At 73.5% G+C, this 16,878-nt stretch carries 12 protein-coding genes and 1 pseudogene; 9 read left to right on the top strand and 4 right to left on the bottom strand.

What is annotated here, in order from left to right; all coding sequences use genetic code 11:
* Positions 1 to 175 precede the first annotated feature (175 nt).
* Positions 176 to 2,017 (bottom strand): translational GTPase TypA, encoded by a 1,842-nt coding sequence (typA, locus tag AB1460_RS30675; RefSeq protein ID WP_026310526.1) that lies wholly within the window; start codon positions 2,015 to 2,017, stop codon positions 176 to 178.
* A gap of 193 nt (positions 2,018 to 2,210) precedes the next feature.
* The gene (locus tag AB1460_RS30670) at positions 2,211 to 2,675 is read right to left on the bottom strand and encodes a (deoxy)nucleoside triphosphate pyrophosphohydrolase (protein WP_368965573.1); all 465 of its coding nucleotides are present in this window, start codon (positions 2,673 to 2,675) and stop codon (positions 2,211 to 2,213) included.
* 240 nt (positions 2,676 to 2,915) lie between these two features.
* On the opposite strand from AB1460_RS30670, the gene AB1460_RS30665 reads away from it, so the two are divergent.
* Positions 2,916 to 3,215, top strand: coding sequence for a 4a-hydroxytetrahydrobiopterin dehydratase (locus AB1460_RS30665; RefSeq protein ID WP_368965572.1), 300 nt, complete (start codon positions 2,916 to 2,918; stop codon positions 3,213 to 3,215).
* Between the two features lie 72 nt (positions 3,216 to 3,287).
* Here the strand turns inward: AB1460_RS30665 and AB1460_RS30660 are convergent, their stop codons facing one another.
* On the bottom strand, positions 3,288 to 3,629 hold the full coding sequence (locus AB1460_RS30660; protein ID WP_368965571.1) for a DUF952 domain-containing protein: 342 nt from the start codon (positions 3,627 to 3,629) through the stop codon (positions 3,288 to 3,290).
* Positions 3,630 to 3,733: 104 nt separating this feature from the next.
* Here AB1460_RS30660 and AB1460_RS30655 point away from each other — a divergent pair, with 104 nt between their 5' ends.
* Complete coding sequence (locus AB1460_RS30655; protein WP_368965570.1) at positions 3,734 to 4,915, top strand: heparan-alpha-glucosaminide N-acetyltransferase domain-containing protein; 1,182 nt, start codon at positions 3,734 to 3,736, stop codon at positions 4,913 to 4,915.
* Between the two features lie 204 nt (positions 4,916 to 5,119).
* Here the strand turns inward: AB1460_RS30655 and ychF are convergent, their stop codons facing one another.
* Positions 5,120 to 6,196 (bottom strand): redox-regulated ATPase YchF, encoded by a 1,077-nt coding sequence (gene ychF, locus AB1460_RS30650; RefSeq protein ID WP_368965569.1) that lies wholly within the window; start codon positions 6,194 to 6,196, stop codon positions 5,120 to 5,122.
* Positions 6,197 to 6,655: 459 nt separating this feature from the next.
* Between ychF and AB1460_RS30645 the strand changes: the two genes are divergently transcribed.
* The 7 genes and pseudogenes from AB1460_RS30645 (at position 6,656) to AB1460_RS30615 (ending at position 16,757) form a co-directional block, all read left to right on the top strand.
* Entirely contained in the window at positions 6,656 to 7,264 is a 609-nt protein-coding gene (locus tag AB1460_RS30645; RefSeq protein ID WP_420497419.1) for a DUF6542 domain-containing protein, read from the top strand.
* 1,108 nt (positions 7,265 to 8,372) lie between these two features.
* Positions 8,373 to 9,347 carry a polysaccharide deacetylase family protein gene (locus AB1460_RS30640; protein ID WP_368965567.1) on the top strand — a complete coding sequence of 325 codons (975 nt, stop codon included), beginning with the start codon at positions 8,373 to 8,375 and terminating at the stop codon, positions 9,345 to 9,347.
* A 275-nt stretch (positions 9,348 to 9,622) separates the two neighbouring features.
* Complete coding sequence (locus AB1460_RS30635; protein ID WP_368965566.1) at positions 9,623 to 11,038, top strand: hypothetical protein; 1,416 nt, start codon at positions 9,623 to 9,625, stop codon at positions 11,036 to 11,038.
* 15 nt (positions 11,039 to 11,053) lie between these two features.
* Positions 11,054 to 12,436, top strand: coding sequence for a glycosyltransferase family 4 protein (locus tag AB1460_RS30630; protein WP_368965565.1), 1,383 nt, complete (start codon positions 11,054 to 11,056; stop codon positions 12,434 to 12,436).
* Between the two features lie 563 nt (positions 12,437 to 12,999).
* A pseudogene (locus AB1460_RS30625) lies at positions 13,000 to 13,894 on the top strand (glycosyltransferase family 2 protein).
* Positions 13,801 to 16,353: a glycosyltransferase family 2 protein gene (locus AB1460_RS30620; RefSeq protein WP_368965564.1), complete on the top strand. Its 2,553-nt coding sequence runs from the start codon at positions 13,801 to 13,803 to the stop codon at positions 16,351 to 16,353. Before AB1460_RS30625 ends, AB1460_RS30620 begins: the two are co-directional and overlap by 94 nt.
* A complete protein-coding gene (locus AB1460_RS30615; protein ID WP_368965563.1) occupies positions 16,350 to 16,757 on the top strand; it encodes a hypothetical protein in 408 nt (135 codons plus the stop codon). Before AB1460_RS30620 ends, AB1460_RS30615 begins: the two co-directional genes overlap by 4 nt.
* Positions 16,758 to 16,878: the final 121 nt, after the last annotated feature.

Raw genomic sequence — 16,878 nt, 5'->3', positions numbered from 1 at the left:
ACGGGCAACCCACCGGCACCCCCGAACAGGCCCTCGACTGCGCCTGCGGGCTCTACGCCAGCGACCCCACCGCCTGGACCGAATGACCACCAACCAAGCCAGCAAGACTTACGCGCGGCTGCACTAGGTGGGTAGGCCCGCTGCGGCGCGTGCGGTGCGGTGCTGGCCGGCGCCGTCAGCCGGTGCGGCGGCGCGAGCGCAGCTTCTCCCGCTCCGACGCGGTCAGCGCGACCTTGCGCAGCCGCACCGTCGCCGGGGTCACCTCGACGCACTCGTCCTCGCGGCAGAACTCCAGCGCCTGCTCCAGCGAGAGCTGCCGGTGCGGCGAGAGCCGGACCAGCTCGTCGCCGGTCGAGGACCGCATGTTGGTGAGCTTCTTCTCCTTGGTCGGGTTGACGTCCATGTCGTCGGCCCGGGAGTTCTCACCGACAATCATGCCCTCGTAGACCTCGGTCGTCGGCGCGACGAACATCGTGCCGCGCTCCTGCAGGTTGAACAGGGCGTACGCGGTGGCGACGCCGGATCGGTCGGCGACCATCGAACCGGTCGGACGGGTGCGCAGCTCGCCGAACCAGGGCTCGTACCGGTCGAAGACGTGATGCAGCAGGCCGGTACCGCGGGTCTCGGTCAGGAACTCGGTGCGGAACCCGATGAGGCCACGGGCAGGCACCAGGTACTCCAGCCGGATCCAGCCGGTGCCGTGGTTCACCATCTGCTCCAGCCGGCCCTTGCGCAGCGCCAGCAGCTGGGTCAGGACCCCGAGGTACTCCTCGGGAGAGTCGATCGTCAACCGCTCGACGGGCTCGTGGATCTTCCCGTCGACCTCCCTGGTGACCACCTGGGGCTTGCCGACCGTCAGCTCGAACTCCTCGCGGCGCATCAGCTCGACGAGGATGGCGAGCGCCAGCTCGCCCCGGCCCTGCACCTCCCAGGTGTCGGGACGCTCGGTCGGCAGCACCCGGATGGACACGTTGCCGACCAGCTCGGCGTCCAGCCGGTTCTTCAGCAGGCGCGCGGTCATCTTCTTGCCGGACTTGCCGGCCAGCGGCGAGGTGTTCACGCCGATGGTCATGCTGATGGACGGCTCGTCCACCGTGATCACCGGAAGCGGGCGGGGATCCTCGGTGTCGGCCAGCGTCTCGCCGATCATGATGTCGGGGATGCCGGCGATGGCGATGATGTCGCCGGGGCCGGCCTCCTCGGCCGGTACCCGCTCGAGCGCCTCCGTCATCAGCATCTCGGTGATCTTCACCCGCTGCTGGCTGCCGTCCACCCGGCACAGGGTCGCGGCCTGGCCGCGCGTGATCGTCCCGTTGTGCACCCGGCACAGCGCGAGGCGGCCCAGGTAGGGCGAGGCGTCGAGGTTCGTGACCAGCGCCTGCAGCGGCGCGCCCTCGACGTACGACGGGGCGGGCATCGTCTCCAGCAGCAGGTCGAACAGCGGCTTGAGGTCCGGCGAGTCCGGGCTCTGGCCGTTCTCGGGACGGGTGATGGACGCCCGGCCGGCCTTGGCGTTGCAGTAGACGATCGGGAAGTCGATCTGGTCCTCGTCGGCGTCGAGGTCGAGGAACAGCTCGTAGGCCTCGTCGACGACCTCGCTGATGCGCGCGTCCGACCGGTCGACCTTGTTGATGACCAGGACGACGGGCTTGCGCGCGGCGAGCGCCTTGCGCAGCACGAAGCGGGTCTGCGGCAGCGGGCCCTCGCTCGCGTCCACCAGCAGCAGCACGCCGTCGACCATCGCGAGACCCCGCTCGACCTCGCCGCCGAAGTCGGCGTGGCCGGGAGTATCGATGATGTTAATGGTGACGTCGCCGAAACGTACCGCGGTGTTCTTCGCGAGAATGGTGATGCCCTTCTCGCGTTCGAGGTCCATCGAGTCCATGACCCGATCGGTGGCCTCACCGCGCTCTCCGAACGCGCCGGACTGCCGGAGCATCGCGTCCACGAGAGTTGTCTTGCCATGGTCAACGTGGGCAATGATGGCGACATTGCGAAGGTCAGCGCGTACGGGCACGGTGGTGAGCTCCGGGGAAACGTGGGGCTTCAGGGCTCGAACCTTGGACCCCGAAACGGTTCGTCAGATGGAAGGACCGCGATCTTCGGCGCGCCGCCTAGCGGGTGGCCCCGCCCGGGTGTACGACGTCCGCACCGCCGCGGTCCGTCTCCATGGTACGGACTCGCCACGACACAGCGCGCGCGGCGGACCGTCACCGTGCCCACGAACCGTCCACCGGATCCACCGGATCGGCGAGCTCGGCCCTCAACGCGTCGACGAGCGGGGCGTCCGCGGGGATCCAGGGCACGTCGTCGAGTTCGTCCACACCCAGCCAGCGCAGCGCGCCGTGCTCGACGGCGACCGGTGTGCCGCCGCTCACCCGGCCCAGCCACAGCCGCATCCGCCACCCCGGCCGGGGCAGCTCGATCTCCCCGAACAGGCGGCCGGTCTCGATCTCCACCCGGAGCTCCTCGCGGCACTCCCGGCGCAGCGCCGCGAGCTCGTCCTCCCCCGGCTCGACCTTCCCGCCGGGGAACTCCCACAGCCCGGCGAGCTCCGGCGGGGACGTCCGCCGGGCGGCCAGGACCCGCCGGGCGGCGTCGACCAGCGCGATCGCGACGACCAGCCGCCCCGGTTCGCCGGGACGCCCCTGTGCTTCCTCCGGTGTGCCGACCACGGTCCGGACTCTCCCAGAGCCGGGCGGGCCTGAACGCCGCCGGGCCCTCCCACCGCTGACCGCCCACCGCCCACCGGACGCCGGACGCCGGACGCCGCGTGTGGATCTGGCGGAGCCGGCCCGCGGGTGGCACGATCCGCGCGAGGTGCGGGACCGGTCACAACGCAGCCGGACGGCCACGGATCACACACGAGGCCACCGTTCGCCTCACACGGATCACTGCTCACCGAGGAGTCCCGGATGCCCACACGACTGGACAACAGCGCTGTCGCCACCTCCCTGGAGGCCCTCCCGGGCTGGATCGGCGACGCCGACCGGATCCGCCTGGAGATCCTCGTGGATGGAGAGGAGGCGACCGCCGTCGTCGACGAGGTGATGCGCGCAGCGGACGAGATGGATCATCACCCGGTCGTGGAGCACGGCCCGGGCAGCACGACCTTCACCGTCTGGACCCACTCCGCCGGCGGGGTGACCGAGCTCGACGTGGAGCTCGCGCGCCGGATCTCGGCGATCCTGCGCTCCGCCGGCATCACGTTCTGAACCGGCATCACGTTCTGAACCGGCCTCGCGCTCCGAACCGGCGTCGCGCTCCGAGCCGGCATCTGTTCCGGGCTACAGGACGGGCATCGCCGTGAAGGCGCCGCCCGGCCCGCACGGGATCGGCGTCACCGCCAGCACCGCCCCCGGGTCGATCGGGCCATACAGGTGCGGGAACAACACCTCACCGCGGTCCGCTGGCCCGGCGGCCGGCTCCCAGCGGAGCGGGGCGGACAGCCGCTGCGGGTCCACGACAACCAGCAGCAGGTCAGAGCGACCCGCGTAGTACAGATTTGCCGTCTCCAGCAGCCGCTCCGGGGCAGAGAAGTGGATGAAGCCCTCGGTGTCGAGGCTCGCGGGACGGTAGCTGCCCGCTCCGGACGCCCACTCGTCCCGCCCCACCAGATGACAGATCATCTGTGCGTCACCCGTTCCGCTTCGCCGTTCCCCCCGGGACGAACCGCACCTTACGCGGCCGGTCGCCCACTCCGGGAGTCCCACATGCTGCGACCCTGGAGGGCATGGACGATTCGAGCCAGCCCGGGTCCAGGCGGATCACCGGGGTCGACCTCGCCCGGGGCGTCGCACTGATCGGCATGGTTGCGACCCACGTCTACCCCGCTTTCACCGACACCGAGTCGGACGATCCGGCGGCCTCGCCCGCGTTCACTCTCGCCGCGGGACGATCCGCCGCGGCGTTCGCCGTCCTCGCCGGGGTGGCCCTCGTGTTGTCCACCCGCCGGCGGACCGCGGCCGAGGCCCGCCTCACGGTCTTCCTGCGCGCGCTCGGTGTCGGCGTGATCGGGCTGGCACTCGCCTACGCCGATTCGGGCATCGCGGTGATCCTGGTCTACTACGCGCTGCTGTTCGTGCTGGCACTGCCGCTGCTGCGAGCGTCCGTCCCGGTCCTGGTGACGGTCGCCGTGCTGGCGATGACCGCGGTGCCGGCCGTCAGCCAGGCCGTCCGGGACGACCTGCCCGCCTCGGACCTGTCCTCGCCGAGGTTCGACGACCTGGCGGAACCGGGCCATCTGCTGGCGAAGCTCACCGTCAGCGGGGTCTACCCCGCCCTCGCCTGGCTGGGCTACCTCTGCGCCGGTATGGCCGTGGCCCACGCGGACCTGCGCTCACGCGCGGTCGCGGGGCGGCTGTTCGCCGGCGGCCTGCTGCTCGCGGCCGTGGCCAGCGGAACGTCCTGGCTGCTGCTCGGGCCACTCGGCGGAAGCGGCGAGCTCGGTGACCCGGCCGTGATCTCCGGGGTGGGAAGCCTGCCACAGGGCTGGTTCATCGACTCGGGCCTCTACGGGACGACACCGACGGACACCGCCTGGTGGCTGGCGGTCGACACACCGCACTCCACGACGCCGTTCGACCTGGCGCACACCACCGGGACGGCGCTGGCGCTGCTCGGGCTGGCGCTGCTGGTCGCCCACGTCCCGCTGACCCGCCCCGTCGCGGCTCTCGGCGCGATGACCCTCACCTTCTACGCGCTGCACGTGGTGGCGATGTCCACGGACGTACTGCCCACGGACCCGACCAGGTCGTACGTGCTGCAGATCCTGGTGGCTCTGGCCGCCGCCACCCTGTGGAAGGCCACCGGGCGCCGCGGACCGGCGGAGGCAGCCGTCTCCATCCTTCCCCGTGCGGCCCACCTGCTGCTTCACACCCAACGGCCGGCTGTCGCGGCCGGACGGGGTACCTGACCGACAGAGCCGAGAAGGACGCCGCCAGGAAGGGCACACCCACGACGGACGACAACACCACGGACCCGACGAGCACTGGCAGCGGCGCCGGCGGCGCTGGGAGCGCCGACGGGAACAAGGTGCGTGCCGCGCTGGCTCCGGGTGAGACCCGCGTGCTCGGCTGGGACGCCGCCGGCGCCTTCGCCGCCGGGCAGCCGCCCGCGGTCAGACGTTGAAGCGAAAGTCGACGATGTCGCCGTCGGTCATCACGTAGTCCTTGCCCTCCATGCGGACGCGGCCGGCGGCACGGGCCGCCGCCATCGAGCCGCCCGCCATCAGGTCGTCGTAGGACACGATCTCGGCCTTGATGAAGCCACGCTGGAAGTCGCTGTGGATCGCGCCGGCGGCCTCGGGCGCGGTGGCGCCGGCCGCGATCGTCCAGGCGCGGGACTCCTTCGGGCCGGCCGTGAGGAACGTCTGCAGCCCGAGGGTGTGGAAACCGATGCGGGCCAGCTGCGCCAGCCCGCTCTCCTCCTGCCCGAGGGACGCCAGCAGCTCGGTGGCGTCCTCCTCGGGAAGCTCGATCAGCTCGGCCTCGACCTTCGCGCAGAGGACGATCGCGTCGGCCGGAGCCACGAGCTCGGCGAGCTCCTTGTGCCGGCCGGGGTCCGCCAGGACGTCCTCGTCGACGTTGAAGACGTAGAGGAACGGCTTCGCGGTGAGCAGGAACAGCTCCCGCAGTGCGGCCCGGTCGACCGACGGCTCGCTGGACAGCGGGCGGCCCGCGTCGAGAACCTCGTGGGCCACCTTCATCGCGGCCAGCAGCGGCTGCTTCGCGCGGTCGAGCCGTGCTTCCTTCTCCAGCTTCGGCAGCCGGGCACCGATGGTCTGCAGATCGGCCAACACCAGCTCGGTGTTGATGGTCTCGATGTCGGACGCCGGGTCGACGTTGCCCTCGACATGGACCACGTCGGGATCCGAGAAGACCCGGACCACCTGGCAGACCGCGTCCGACTCACGGATGTTGGCCAGGAAGCGGTTACCCAGGCCCTGTCCCTCCGACGCGCCCCTGACCAGGCCGGCGATGTCGACAAAGCTCACCGTGGCGGGCACGACCCGCGCACTGGAGTACATCTCGCCCAGCTTCGCCAGCCGCGGGTCCGGGACGCCGACGACACCCACGTTGGGCTCGATCGTCGCGAACGGGTAGTTGGCCGCCAGGACCTCGTTGCGGGTGAGGGCGTTGAACAGCGTGGACTTGCCCACGTTGGGCAACCCGACGATGCCGATCGACAGACCCATGACCGAGCAGTCTACGGGTGATCGCCCCGGTCACCGCCGCCGGTGCGGTACAGCGGCCGGGCCGCGGCGGCCCCGGGCGGGACGGTCGCATCGCGACCCGGGTGCCCGGCGGCGGCACCATCGGTCCATTCGGGTACACCTTCTTCCCGGCGCAACCGGCGTGGTCACGGAAAGTGTCGACGGCGACCCCCGGCCGGGGCATCGTCCGATCCGGTCCAGGCGTCGCGCGACGCGGCGCACTCGCCCACGACCCGGTGGAGCGGGCCGCTTCCGCACGGTCAGCCGCGCGGACCCGCGCGGACCCGCGCCATCCCGCGCAACCGACGCACCCGCGCGGGACGCGCCCGCCCTGGACTCGCGCGCCGCGGCAATTGGTAGCGCATCGTGCATAAAGGCATGCCCAAAGTGCAGTGACCAGGACGCGTTCGTTCTCCGGCCCATCGCCCTGACGCAGTCGCAATGTCGGGGCGGTACCTTGCCCTGGTGAGTACGCCGCCTCACCGGCAGTCCGCCGGATCGCCCGGCAGGCCCGGCCGCGGCCGCGCGCCGGATGACGCGTACCCGCCCAACCCGCGCCCACGCCCACGCGCCGGCGCACCGGAACGCACGACAGTCGTCACTGGAACCCGGCGCGGGCTCACCGCGCTGGGCGCGGCGCTGCTCGTGGTCATTGCCGGCAGCGTCGGCGCTGTTGTCGATTCGCTGCTCTTCGACAATCTCCGGTATGTCTTCGGGGTCCTCTTCGTGGTCTCGTGTGTGCTGGCGATCGCGCGGGTCCACGTCGACGATCTGATCGGCGTCGTGATCATGCCGCCGCTCGCCTACGCACTGATCACTGTCATTGTGGGCTTCCTGAACCCCGCGGCCGGTGATGGCAGCTCCGGGCTGCGCAACCGCATGATCGACATCGGCTCCGAGATGATCCTGCACGCTCCGGTGCTGCTCGCCGCGGTCATCCTGGTCGCGGTGCTGGCCGCGGTGCGTGGCCGGCGCGCGCAGGTCGCCCGCCGCGAGCGGCAGCGCTCGCTCGCCCAGTCCGCGGCGGCCCGCCGCCGCCGGCCGCTGTAGCCTCCCCGTCCCCTCTGCCGGCCTCTCCCGTCCCGCGGCCGGCGTCAACCCGTCCCCGCGCCGGGCCAGGGCCAAACCCTCCCGTCCCGGAGGGCTACTCCGCCGCCAGGGTCGCCCGAGCCCGGAGTGTGCGCCAGCCGCACCGTTCCGCCCAGTTCCACACCGGCGTCGAGCAGGGAGTTTCCGCGACCGGGGACACACACCAAGGCGCCACCGGAACGATTCGTCCAGATTGTTCACGGGTTAGCACTCTCGGGCTTTCCTCAGGCCAGGACGGTCCTCCACCACCATTGGGCACCCGAGGGTAGGCAGCACAACAATCGGTTGGGCTGATCCGTGGGGTACTGTCAGTCCGTGCTCACCAACACGCCGAATTTCCAGGGTCGCGCCCCGCGCTCCTGGTGGCGTACGTGCCGGTGCGGCCACCGAGATGATTTGCACCGGCATTACCGACCGGGAAGCGACTGCGGCAAATGCGCGTGTCCGCGGTTCACGCGCCTTCAGCGCCGTTTCGGGCGGGCGGGAGCACCCCCGCCCTAGCCGCTTCCTGCCGGCAGGCGTCGGCGGTGGCCGTGACATAGCGCCGCTCCGGCGCTGTCGCCGGTCGCCTGAGCCGCCGGCAATCCGTGCGACACGACCGTCCGGCCCGTCCACCTGGCACCGCTACCGGCCTCAGCCCCACGAGCCGGTGTCAGGTGCTGGTGTCGGCGTGCGCTGACGCGCGCCGCGCCGCGAGTCACAGCGGAGATCCGCGGCAGAGGTGACGGCGTCCGTGCTCCACAGCGGATACGGCGACGGCGGGGTCATCCCGGCTCTCCGGCCGCCATGCGGCACAGAGTTAACGAAACAAGATGATCTAACTTGCAAGAATGCGGACACACCAGAGGCGGGCCAGGACAGGCGAATGGCTCCGAAGTCCCGCACGGAAGAGCCGTCGATGACCTTTCATTTTCCGCTCACCTCTTGACACAGATCCGCCAGCCGTAACGGCGTCGCTACACCCAGCAATCACCCATGCTAGATTCCGCAGGACGCCAACCGGTTACTTTCCGCGATATGAGCCGACCCGGTGAGAACGGGCGGCCCGGGGACCGCTGGAGGGGCGATAGTGTCTTCCCCACAATCCGTCACCACAGCTGAGTGCAAAGAATTCAAGGAAGGCCCGGACAACGTCGGGCCCGCACAGCCCGCACAGCCCGCGCCGGTGAGCACCCGGCACCGCGGCCGCGCCGGCACGGCCGGCCGGCCGCAGCCGGTCCCGATCCTCCGCTACGACGTGGCCGCCGATCCCACCGGGCACGTCCCGCGCCGATCGACCGTCACCCCGGCCGTGTTCGCCCGGCACCGGCGCATGATCCAGCGATCCAACCGCCGGTTCATGACCGTCTCCGAGTACTGCGCGGCGTTGCGCTCCGCCGAAGCACCGGCCGACGCGCTCGTCGTGACCTTCGACGGCGACCGGGCGGCGACCTTCGTCGCCGCGCGCGAGCTGGCCGAGCGGGGCCTGGCAGCGACCGTCTTCGTGACCACCTCCCGGCTCGGGGCGCCCGGCATGCTCACCGAGGCAGAGGTCCGCCGCCTGCACGAACTGGGCGTCGAGATCGGCGCGAGCGGCCACAGCGGCCGGCGACTCGACGAGCTGCACCGCTCCGACGTGACCGCGGAGATCACTCTGGGTCGGCGACGGCTGGCCGCCATCACCGGCGACGAGCCGCGGTCGTTCGCCTACCCGCGCGGCGGGTGGGACCCGACCGTCCGCCAGCTCGTGATCGCCGCCGGCTACAGCGCCGCCTGCGCCGTCGGGGAGGCGCTGTCGCATCCGGGCGACGATCCGTTCGCACTCACCCGGCTGACCGTCGACGGTGGCCTCGCCGACCACCGGGTGCGCGCCTGGCTGAACGGCATCGGCCGCACGCTGCCGCGCACGGTCCAGCCGGCGTCGCGCTTCCGGCTCGTCCCCTCCACGATCGGCGCACGTATCCCGGCTCGGCTCAGCGCCGCCTACCGCCCGCGCTTCGCGCCACGCGCCGCGGAGGGAACGCACCTGCCCGCGTCGGACCGGCCCGGACGTCTACAGCAGTGAGCACTCCGGCGGCAGGCCGGCGGCGCGGGCCGGTGGATCCGACAACCCCGACAGCCCCCATGGAGCCGACCGGGCCCGCGGATCCGACCTGCCGCGCGGACCTGATCGAGAGCACCGGCCGCACCCGGGCCACCGGCACAGCCAGAGAAGCAGGCACAAGCGGGGATGCAGGCGCGAACAGAGACACCGGCACAGTCGGAGACACCGGCACAGTCGGAGAGGCCCGCACGGCCGGAGAGGCCCGCACCGGCCGGGAGACCCGCACCGGAGGGAAGGTGAGCGCGGGCCGGCCCACCGGCGCCGCCACACACGGTGACGCGGGCGTTGACCGGGACCTGAGCGCCGGTTGGGCCTGGCACGCGGCCTGGACCGGGAACGCCGACTGGGCCGGCACCGCGGACTGGACGGAGCACGCGGCTCGCGCCGACTGGCCCGCCCGGGTCTCGCGGGCCAGTCGGACCGCCGCGGCGAGCCGAACGGTGGCCGTCACCTCCCAGGTGGCGGCCCTGCTGCTCGCCGCCGCCTTCTGGGGTTTCGCGGCGCACCGGGTGCCAGCCCCGGTCCTCGCGGTCGACACCGCCGCGGCGCTGGGTGTCTGGCTCGTCGTGCAGCTCGCGCGGGATGCCACCGCCGGCGCCGGCGCGCACCGGCGGCTACGCGCGGGCCTGCTGGCTGCCTGCGGCGCCGCGCTGCTCGCCGGAGCGAGCGGCTGGCTGATTCCCGGCCTCGCCTTTCTCAGCGTGAGTCCCGGCTTCCTCATTCTTCTTCCGCTGGCCGCGGCCAGCGGAAGCCTGTGGCAGGGCTTGCCGCGGGGGCCGGCCGGGCCGACCGGCCCCCGCGACCGGCTGGGGGCCGAGGCACTCGGTGGCGCGGCGGTCGGCCTCGCCCGACTGGGCACGATCATCGCCCTCAGCGACACCGGCGCGAGCCAGGCGCATCTGGCTCTGCTCGCCTGGCTGGCCCCGGTCGCGCTGGCGGCCGGCCCACGGTGCGGGTGGCTGCTCTGGCAGTCCAACGCGGCCCAGCGGCCAGCGTCGTTCCCCGCGCCGGCACTCCCCTCGCGGACAAGGAGCCCGGCAGGACGGGCCCGGGCAGCCCGGCCCCACCCGTTGCGGGTCCCGGCGGGGCCGGTCGTGGCGGGACGGGCCGCCGCGGGGCGGCTCCTGGCCGGCGGCGCGGTCTGGCCGATGGCCGCCACCGCGCTCGTCCTGCTCCTGGTCGGCCGTCAGGCGGACGCCGCCTCGGGCGCGTTCGCGCTGGCCGTGTTCGTCATCCTGGCCCTCGGCCGGCTGGTCGAGGGGCACGGGCCCGCGGTGCTGCCGGGAGTCGCCGTGGCGCTGGTGGCCGCACCGCTGCCGTGGGCCGCCCTCGGCCCGGAACACGTCGCCGCGGGGACCGCCTGCTGCCGGCTGCTGCTGCTGATCGTGGTGATCGATGCGGTGACGGCCGCGGAGCCCGGGGCCGGCCGGACCCGGCCACGCGCCGTCGGAGCCCTGGCGGGTCTCGTCACCCTCGCCGCCGTTCTCCCGGCGACGGCCTCCGCCTACGGGGTGGCGGGTTGGGCGCTGGCACTCCTGCTCGGGCGGTTCGTCGCCGCCGTTCCGGCGATGTCCCGCCGCCCCGGCCGGCCCGCGTGGCAGCTGCGCACCCCCTCGCCCTCCATAACCGAGAGGACACGTCGAGTGACGTGACGTAACGTCGCCGGGGTGGACAGGCAGCCGGTCGCGCGGGTCCTCATCATCGAGCAGGGCGAAGGCCTCTGGGGTGCCCAGCGCTTCGTCCTGCGGCTCGCCCCGCTGCTGGAACAGCGCGGGATCGAGCAGATCCTGGCCGCCCCGGCGGGCAGTGCCACGGCGGCGGCCTGGCGGGCCGCCGGCCGGGAGCACGTCGTCCTGCCGGTCCCGGCGAACCGGGCGTTGCGCCGCGCCGACGGCCGCCCGAGCGCGCCGCTCGCCGCCCGCGAAGCGGTCCGGACCGCGGCCACCGCGGCCCGGATGGCGCGGATCGCCGGCCGACTCGGCGTCGACGTCGTGCAGGCGAACAGCCACTGGTCCCACCTCGAAGCCGCACTCGCCTCGGCGGCGTGCCGGCGGCCGGCGCTGCTCGTCCTGCACGAGGAGAACGAACCCGACCTGATCGGACGGCTGCGCGGCGTGGCCGTGCGGGCGGCAGCCCGCACCGTCGCCGTCAGCGACGCCGTCGCGGCCTCGCTGCCCGGCTGGGCGGCCGGACGCACTGTGGTGATCCGCAACGGCGTCGACACCGATGCGCTGTCTCCCGGCCCGGCGGACCCCGGTGTGCGGGCCAGCCTGTCCACCAACCCCGCTGCCCCGCTGGTCCTGGCCATGTCGCGGCTCGACCCGCGCAAGGGCATCGACAAGGTGATCCGGGCGGTGGCCGCGCTGCCCGACCACCTGGCCTCGACCCGGCTGGCCGTCGCGGGCGCCCCCAGCCTCGATCCGACGTCCGGGACGTCCCTGCGCCGGCTGGGCGCCGAACTGCTCGGCGACCGGGTCGTCTTCCTGGGCGCGCGGTCCGACATCGGCGATCTGCTGCGGGCCAGCGACGTCCTCGTCCTCGCCTCCAGTCTGGAAGGGCTGCCGCTGAGCGTGCTGGAAGCGCAGGCCTGCGGCCGGCCGGTGGTCTCCTTCCCGACATCGGGAATCCCCGAGGTGATCACGGACGGCGCAACCGGCCTGCTGGCCCGCCAGGACGACGTCGACGATCTCAGCGCTGGTATCGCAAGAGTGCTCGGCGACCAGACGCTCGCCGAGCTGCTCGGCGCCCGCGCCCGGGCCAGCGTCGTCGCGCATCACACCCTCGCCGCGCAGGCCGACGCGATGGCCGGAACGCTCATCAGCCTCGCCGGCCGAGCCCGCCGCTCGGGACGGGCTGGCGGCACCGCGCGACGCCGCCCGACCCGCGGGAGGCTACTGCCCGACGTGGGCCGACGCTTCGACCCCGGTCCCGACCCCGGCCCCGGCCCCGGCCCCGATCGGAACCGGGACCGGGACCCGCGATCCGGCCTGGACGATCACGACCATCCAGACCGTGACCTGCATCACCACACCATCGAACGCAGACGGTAGCAACACCGGCACCCCGAGCCACAGCACCGACGTCGACCGGGTAGGCACCGGGGCCACCCGCCGCCCTGACGACCAGAACGTGACTGCTCGTTCCGTTCCGCCCGGTTCGCCGTTCCAGGCCGCTGCCTCCGCCCCCGTCGCCAGGGCATCGCCCTGCGCAGCCTCCGGCTGCCCGCGTGACCGCCCGGCGCCCATCACCCAACGCGACGCAGCCTGCACATTCGCCGGGGCGGTTACGTTCGTCTCTGCTCAGGCGCGGACCAGACCCGGACGCGCCGGCTGACGCACACCGGGCACGCGGCCCCCGCCGGCCACGGCCCCTCGCCACCGACGCCGACGCCGACGCCGGAACCTCTCGCACCCGCCCACCGGGGCCATCCCGACGCGCGCCCGTCGCCACCACCATCGCGACCGCGCCGCGCCGTGCGGAGCCATGCCGCGACGTGGCTCCGCACCATGTCGTGCTGGCCGGGCGAGGCCGTCGACATCCACCGACAACCCGGCCAGATCCACGGACAACCCAGCTAGGCCGTGCTGCCGCGGCCAGCGTCAAGGGGGGGGGAATGACAACCGACCAGGCACCGACCACGAGCACCGCCCGGGTCGAAGCGCCGGCTGTCAGCATCGTTGTCCCGACACTCAACGAAGCGCGAAACCTGCCACACATCCTCCTGCGGCTACCCGCCGACGCGGAGGTCGTCCTGGTGGACGGTCACTCGACCGACGGCACCGTCGACGTCGCCAGGTCGCTGCGGCCGGACATCGTCGTGGTGCGCCAGACCCGCCGGGGCAAGGGCAACGCACTTGCCTGCGGTTTCGCCGCCGCGACCGGCGACATCATCGTGATGCTGGACGCGGACGGCTCCGCCGACCCGACCGAGATCGCCGACTTCGTTCACGTCCTGCGATCCGGCGCCGACTTCGCGAAGGGCTCCCGCTTCCTGCCGGGCGGCGGCAGCAGCGACATCACGCCGCTGCGGCGTACCGGCAACCTCGCCCTCAGCGGGCTGGTCAACGGGCTGCTGCGCAGTCGCTACTCCGATCTCTGCTACGGCTACAACGCCTTCTGGCACCACGTTCTCCCCGCGCTGGACGTCGAGCCCGGCGCCCCGGGCACGCCGGGCCAGTGGGGGGGACGGCTTCGAGATCGAGACGCTGATCACCATGCGGGTCGCCCACGCGGGCCTGCGGGTGGTCGAGGTACCGAGCTTCGAACATCCGCGGATCCACGGCACCAGCAACCTCAACGCGGTCTCGGACGGGCTGCGGGTGCTGCGCACGATCATGGCCGAATGGGGGCGGCGCTCGGGAACGCCGCGACCACGGACCAGCGTCACCCTGCCCGCCCCCCGCCCGCGCAGGCCGTGGACCGCCTCGCACGGCGGGGCCCGCGTTCCCGCGCCGCGGCACGCACCGAGCTACGGCTGGGTGGCCCGGAGCGGGCTGGGCCGCGCGTGACGGGCCCGCATCACGACACCGCGCCCCGCACCGTGCCGACTTCCGTATCGGTGGTGATCTGCGCTTATACCGAGGACCGGTGGGTGGATCTCCAGCGGGCCGTCGGGAGCATCGTCGCCCAGCAGCCACCCGCCGACGAGATCATCCTCGTGACGGACCACAACGAGGCTCTCCGTCACCGCGCCCGGGCCGCCTTCACCGGCGTCGACGTCATCGCCAACACGGGTCCCCGAGGCCTCTCCGGCGCCCGGAACACCGGCGTGGCGCGGTCGACGTCCGAGGTGGTGGCGTTCCTCGACGACGACGCGCATGCCGACGCGCACTGGCTCGCGCGGCTCGTCCGGCCGTACGCCGACCCGGCGGTGCAGGGAACCGGTGGTCTCGTCGTGCCCGCCTGGCCCGGGGACCGGCCCCGCTGGTTCCCGCCGGAGTTCGACTGGGTCGTCGGCTGCAGCTACCCGGGCCTGCCGACCAGCATCGCGCCGATCCGCAACCCGATCGGCGCGGCCATGTCGCTGCGACGATCCGCCTGGACCGCCGTGGCCGGCTTCACCGACGGGTTGGGACGCCTCGGCGCGACACCGCTCGGCTGCGAGGAGACGGAGTTCTACATCCGCGTCCGCCGCGACATCCCCGGCGCCGCGGTGCTCCACGTGCCGGACGCGGTCGTGACCCACCAGATCGCGGCGAACCGCGCCACCTGGCGCTATTTCCGAAGCCGCTGCCTTGCCGAAGGCCTGTCCAAGGCCATGGTCAGCGGCCGGGTCGGCGCGGCGACAGGGCTCGCCTCCGAGCGTGCCTACGTCCGTTCGGTGCTGCCGCGGGCCGTCGCGCGGGACCTGCGGCGGCACGGCGACCGGCGCCGTGCCGCCGCGGTTGTCGCCGGCCTGGCGCTCACCACGTCCGGCTACGCCCGCGGCCGGCTCCAGGGCCGCCCCCTCGGCCCCCGGCCCTCCAGCGACCCCGCCATGCCCACCGACCGCCAGGGGGCGGTGTGGACGGGTGAGATGGAGCTCGCCGATCCGCTCGGAGCGCCCCGCCGCCCGCTCGGCACCGGCCACGAGGCACCGAGCGGCCACGAGGCACGGACGGGATACGACCGGGCCCGGGTCCTCGCACGGTGGCAGGGAGTGCCCGTCGGTTTCGTCGTTCTCGACCTGCCCGGCACACCGGCCGGAACGACGGCCGGAACGACGGCCGGAACGACGGCCGGAACGACCGCTGCGGTTCCGGGCGGCGGTGGCGGCGGGATCAACCCGGAGGCGGTGTGGTCCGCGGTCGTGACCGACCTGCCCGACGAGCTGGCCCGGGTGCGCGCGGAGGTCGACCGGCTCGGCCCGCTGACCACGGCCGCCCGCCACGGTGGCGCCGGCCCGGCCGAGGGGCGGGTGAGCGTCGTCGTCTGCACCCGGAACCGGGCCGAGCTGCTGGCGGGCTGCCTGGAGCGGCTGCGGGCACTGCGGCACCCGGACCTGGAGATCATCATCGTGGACAATGCTCCGTCCGACAGGTCGACCTGGCAGGCCTTCCGGCGAACCGTCGGCCGCGAGCCGCGCTTCCGGTACGTGCGGGAGGACCGGCCCGGTCTCTCCCACGCGCGCAACCGCGGGCTCGCCGCCGCCAGCGGAGCGATCATCGCCTTCACCGACGACGACGTCGCCGTCGATCCGTGGTGGGTCGCGGGGCTCACCCGCGGCTTCGCCCGCCGCGCGGACGTCGCCTGCGTGACCGGTCTCGTCCCCGCCGCCACCCTGGACACTGCCGCCGAGCGCCACTTCGATGCCCGGGTCAGCTGGGGGACCAGCTGCCGGCCGCGGGTGTACGACGCGCGCACCGGGCCGTCCGTGCTCCATCCGTTCGCCGCCGGGCTGCTGGGCACCGGCGCGAGCTTCGCGGTGCGGACGGCGGTGCTGCGCGGGCTCGGCGGCTTCGACACCGCCCTCGGCGCCGGCACGCCGACCCGCGGCGGTGAGGATCTCGACCTGTTCCTGCGGGTCCTGCTGGACGGCCACGCGCTTGCCTACGAACCGTCCGCCGTGGCCTGGCACGGGCACCGGACCGATCTCGACGCGCTGCGCCGCCAGCTCTTCGGGTACGGGACGGGCCTGTCCGCCTACCTGACCAAGCACCTCTCCGACCGGCGCAGCCGGCGCCGCATGATCCGCCAGATCCCGGCCGCGGCCGGACACCTGCGCGCGCTGACCGCCCGCGGCGGCGCGGCCGGCACAGGCCACCCGACCAGTGCCATTGCCGGTGCCGTGGACGGCGCAGGCCGTCCGGACAACGGCGGCCGGGCGCCGTCGGTCGGTCTCCCGCTGGCCGCCCGCGAGTGGCTCGGCTTCGCCCTGGGCCCGGTCTGCTATGCCCGCTCCCTGCACCAGCAGCGGTCCCTGCGCCGGCGGCGGCCCCTGCACAGACCGGGGACGGCGGCCCCGGCGGGGACGGCTGGCGCGTCGTGACCAGCGCCCGACTCGACCGGGCGGTGCAGCAGGGGCTGCTCCTCGTGGCCGTCGCGACGGCGGCCATGGTCGCGACGGGATACATCGGCCCGGCCCGCCCGGCGGCCGCGCTCGTCACCGCCGCGATGCTCCCCGGCGCCGCGGTGCTCGCCTGGATGCCGCGGCGCGACCCGATGGCCTGGCTCGCGCTTGCCTGCGCCTTCAGCCTGGCCATCGAGACGGTCTGCGCGCTGGCGATGGTGTGGCTGCACCTGTGGCATCCCGCCGTCGCGGCCAGCGGTATCGGCCTGGCAGGTGCGGCCGCCCTCGTCATCAGGCTGTGGCTGGACGCACGGCGGTCCGGCGGTCAGATCGGGGCCGGGGCCGGGGCCGGGCTGGGCGAGGGCTCCGAGGGGCCGCCGTGAGACACCCTCTGTCAACCACGGTTTCAGGCGGCGCGTCCGAGGGCTCGGTTGCGGTTGGCGACGTGCGTGGCCTCGTCGTAGAGCACGCCTTTGGTGAGGCAGTGCCAGAGGATCTCGAGCC

Origin of the sequence: Parafrankia sp. FMc2, assembly GCF_041008525.1 — a bacterium.
GTDB lineage: Bacteria > Actinomycetota > Actinomycetes > Frankiales > Frankiaceae > Parafrankia.
This window is presented reverse-complemented; position numbering and strand designations above follow the sequence as displayed.